Raw genomic sequence first — 4,105 nt, 5'->3', positions numbered from 1 at the left:
GTGCTCTGTAGTATACCACCTCTCTTATAGGATACTATAAAAACGATTGGAGGGAAATGATTTTAATAAAATGTTTGTGTCCGACCGACAAAGGCGGACGGAAATGGAGGGAAATATGATCAAACGTTTATGGCCATATGCTAAAAAATATCGAAAATATTTTATTTTGGCATGTGTTTGTATTATGAGTGAAACAGTGTTTGAACTTGTGATTCCTATGTTGATGGCCAATATCATTGATGTAGGGGTTACAAATAAGGATACGAATTATATTGTTATGCAAGGAATCCTTATGATGATCTGTGCAGTCATTGCTTATATTTTAGGTGTTTTGTACGCTCGTTTTGCAGCAATTGCCGGACAAGGATTTGGGGCAGAAATTAGAAAAGATGAATTTGAAAAAGTTCAGAATTTTTCATTTGCGAATACTGATCATTTTTCAACATCATCTTTAATCACCCGTTTAACAAGTGATGTTATTATCATTCAAAATGCGATATGTAATGGAATTAGACCATTGGTCAGAGCACCCTTTATGCTTTTATTGGCACTATTTTTTACATTCACGATCAATGCCAGGCTAGCGTTGATATTCTTAGTTGCGACACCTATTTTAGGTATTGGTTTATTTATCATTGTGAAAAAGGTAGGACCATTATATAAACTGATGCAATCCAGTGTTGATAATATCAATACCGTCGTTCAAGAGAATTTAAATGCTATGCGTGTTGTCAAATCTTATGTAAGAGAAGGATATGAATCTGAGAAGTTTGAAAAAATGAATGAAGGATTAAAGGAAAACAGTGAAAAAGCATTTCGAACTTCAGTTTGGAATATGCCATTATTTCAATATGTGATGTATCTGACAATTGTTTCTATTCTTTTCTTTGGTGGACGAATGATTTTAAATGGGACAATGCAGGTAGGAGAATTGACTGGATTTTTAAGTTATGTTTTACAGATTTTAAATGCCTTAATGATGATTTCAAATGTCTTTTTAATGTTGACACGTTCTATTGCCAGTTGTGAACGTATTATTGAAGTTTTCGATGAAGTTCCTGATATTCATGATCCGCAAAATACATCTTTAACAGTTGAACAGGGTTGCATTGATTTTCAGCATGTTTATTTTAAATATAAGTCTACAGCTAAAGAATATGTTTTAACTGATATTGATTTACATATTCCTAGTGGTTCAACAATTGGTATTTTAGGAGGAACAGGAGCAGCGAAAACGAGTCTTGTTCAACTGATCCCTAGACTTTATGATGTCAGTGAAGGTGAAGTATTGGTAGATGGCCATAATGTGAAAGATTATTCTGTAGAACATTTAAGAGATAGTGTAGGAATGGTTTTACAGAAGAATACATTATTCAGTGGTACAATTAGAGAAAATCTGCTTTGGGGAAATAAAGAAGCAACCGATGAAGATATACAATGGGCATGTCATATTGCCTGTGTTGATGAATTTATCAATCAATTCCCTGATGGTTATGAAACGGATATGGGACAAGGTGGTGTCAATGTTTCTGGGGGACAAAAACAAAGATTATGTATTGCCAGAGCGTTATTGAAAAGACCAAAGGTATTAATTCTCGATGATTCAACGAGTGCCGTTGATACTGCCACTGAAGCAAGTATTCGAGAAGGATTGGCCTCTTTAAAAGATACGACAAAAATTATTATAGCTCAAAGAGTATCAAGTGTTCAGCATGCTGATCAGATTGTCATTTTAGAAGATGGACATATTCATGCTGTGGGGACACATGATGAGTTGTTGGCACATGATCACATTTATCAGGATATTTATTATTCTCAATTGGAAGGAGCTGGTTTATAATGGCAAGACAAATAACGAATGCAAAGCCTCAAGATATGGTCAAGACATTAAGTTCCTTTAAAAAGTATATAGGATATCATAAATATGCTTTATCATGTGTTGCTGTATTGGTTGTTTTAAGTACAGGGATTAATCTTTGGGGAACTTTCCAAATTCGTACGATTATTAATCGTTATCTATTGCCTGGGGATTATCAGGGATTAGTTTCGTTTATTATATTTATGATTGTTGTCTATATGATAGGTGCTACTGCGACAGCCATATATAAACAATTGATGGTGCATACTTCTCAAAAGATTGTCAAAGAGATGCGACAGGATTTATTTGAAAAGACACAGAAGTTACCAATTCGCTATTTTGATAGTCATACTCATGGTGAAATAATGAGTCATTTTACTAATGATTTGGATACTGTTCAGGATGCATTGAATAACTGTTTTGATAATTTGATTCAAAGTTTTATTATGATTGTTGGAACATTAGTGCTGATCTTTGTATTAAGCTGGCAATTATCTTTGATTGTTTTTGCTTGTATGTTGATTATGTATTTTTTGATTCAATATCTGACAAAACGCAGTAAATATTATTTTTCTAAGCAACAGGCTGCTTTAGGAGATTTAAATGGTTTTATTGAAGAGATGGTTGATGGTGTCAAAGTTGTCAAAGTTTTTAATCATGAACAAGATAATATTGAGGAATTTAATCGTCGTAATGAAATCTTACAACAGGCAGCAACGAATGCTTTGACCTATTCAGGACGTACTATTCCTTCTGTTGTGAGTATTTCATATTTGAATTATGCTATTGTTGCCTGTGTAGGAGGATTTTTAACAATTGGTGGTTTTATGGATTTAGGAAGTTTATCTTCATATCTGGTTTTTGTCAGACAGACTGCACAACCAGTCAATCAATTTACACAACAGTTAAATTTCATTTTAGCAGCTATGGCTGGGGCAGAGAGAATATTTGATATGATGGAAGAAAAACCGGAAAGAGATGATGGTCAGGTCACTCTCACAAGAGTAAGAAAACATAAAGATGGGACACTTTATGAATGTCAGGAACATACAGGGTATTGGGCATGGCGTCATCCTCGTGATGATGGAAGTGTTGAACTTGTCGAGTTAAAAGGAGACGTTCGCTTCCATGATGTTGTCTTTGGTTATGAAGACAATGTTCCTATTTTAAAAAATATCAATTTATTTGCGAAACCTGGTCAGAAAATTGCATTTGTTGGAAGTACAGGAGCAGGGAAAACAACCATTACAAATCTGATTAATCGTTTCTATGATATTCATAGTGGGAGTATTACTTATGATGGTATTGATGTCAAATTAATTAAAAAAGATGATTTAAGACATTCGATTTCTATTGTTTTACAAGATACACATTTATTTACTGGAACGATTGCTGATAATATTCGCTATGGAAAACTGGATGCGACAATGGACGAAGTGATAGAAGCAGCAAAATTGGCTAATGCCCATAGTTTTATCAAACGTTTACCAAATGGTTATGAAACCATGTTGAGTGGGGATGGGGCCAATCTTTCACAAGGACAGCGTCAGTTATTGGCTATTGCCAGAGCTGCCATTGCCAATCCACCTGTTTTGATATTGGATGAAGCAACAAGTTCGATTGATACCCGTACAGAAAAGTTGATTGAAAAAGGTATGGATCGTTTAATGGAAAATCGTACAGTTTTTGTGATTGCTCATAGATTATCAACAGTCAGAAATTCAGATGCGATTATGGTGTTAGATCATGGTCAAATTATTGAACGTGGGAGTCATGATGAATTGATTGCACAAAAAGGACGTTATTATCAATTATATACAGGACAATTTGAGTTAGAATAAAACCAATGAGACCATAAGCCTCATTGGTTTTTCATCGTCTTTATGGTTTTAATAATTCAACAATACTTCGAATCATAGCACCAGTTGCGCCATCAGGTGTTTTAGCAGTGGCAGCAATATCTAAGTGAATCCATTTGATGCCATCTTCCACAAATTCATTCAACAAGCAGGCTGCCCCGCTGGCTTCTCCACCAAAAGTCATAGGACCATTCTTGAAATCAGCGCTGTTGGATTGGAGTTTTTCAAGGTATTCATCATCCATTGGTAATCGCCATCCCTTTTCATCAGCTGCTTTCATGGCTTGTTCAAATTCTTGATAATAGGCATCATCATTAGCGAAAACACCTGTATAAACATCTCCTAAAGCAGCTACGCATGCTCCTGTAAGAGTCGCTAAATCAATAAG

2 protein-coding genes and 1 pseudogene are annotated in these 4,105 nt (G+C 34.9%); 2 read left to right on the top strand and 1 reads right to left on the bottom strand.

What is annotated here, in order from left to right; genetic code table 11:
• Positions 1–115: 115 nt before the first annotated feature.
• The gene (locus B5G32_RS13210) at positions 116–1,840 is read left to right on the top strand and encodes an ABC transporter ATP-binding protein (RefSeq protein ID WP_087936927.1); all 1,725 of its coding nucleotides are present in this window, start codon (positions 116–118) and stop codon (positions 1,838–1,840) included.
• On the top strand, positions 1,840–3,699 hold the full coding sequence (locus tag B5G32_RS13205; RefSeq protein ID WP_087936925.1) for an ABC transporter ATP-binding protein: 1,860 nt from the start codon (positions 1,840–1,842) through the stop codon (positions 3,697–3,699). The genes B5G32_RS13210 and B5G32_RS13205 overlap by 1 nt, the downstream gene beginning before the upstream one ends.
• A gap of 40 nt (positions 3,700–3,739) precedes the next feature.
• Here the strand turns inward: B5G32_RS13205 and B5G32_RS13200 are convergent.
• Positions 3,740–4,105, bottom strand: a pseudogene (locus B5G32_RS13200) (leucyl aminopeptidase family protein); the annotation flags it as partial.

The organism is Massilimicrobiota sp. An80 (assembly GCF_002159255.1).
Classification (GTDB): Bacteria; Bacillota_I; Bacilli_A; order Erysipelotrichales; family Coprobacillaceae; genus Allocoprobacillus; species Allocoprobacillus merdigallinarum.
Note: the sequence above shows the minus strand (reverse complement) of the source record. Positions and strands in the feature narration are given on the sequence as shown.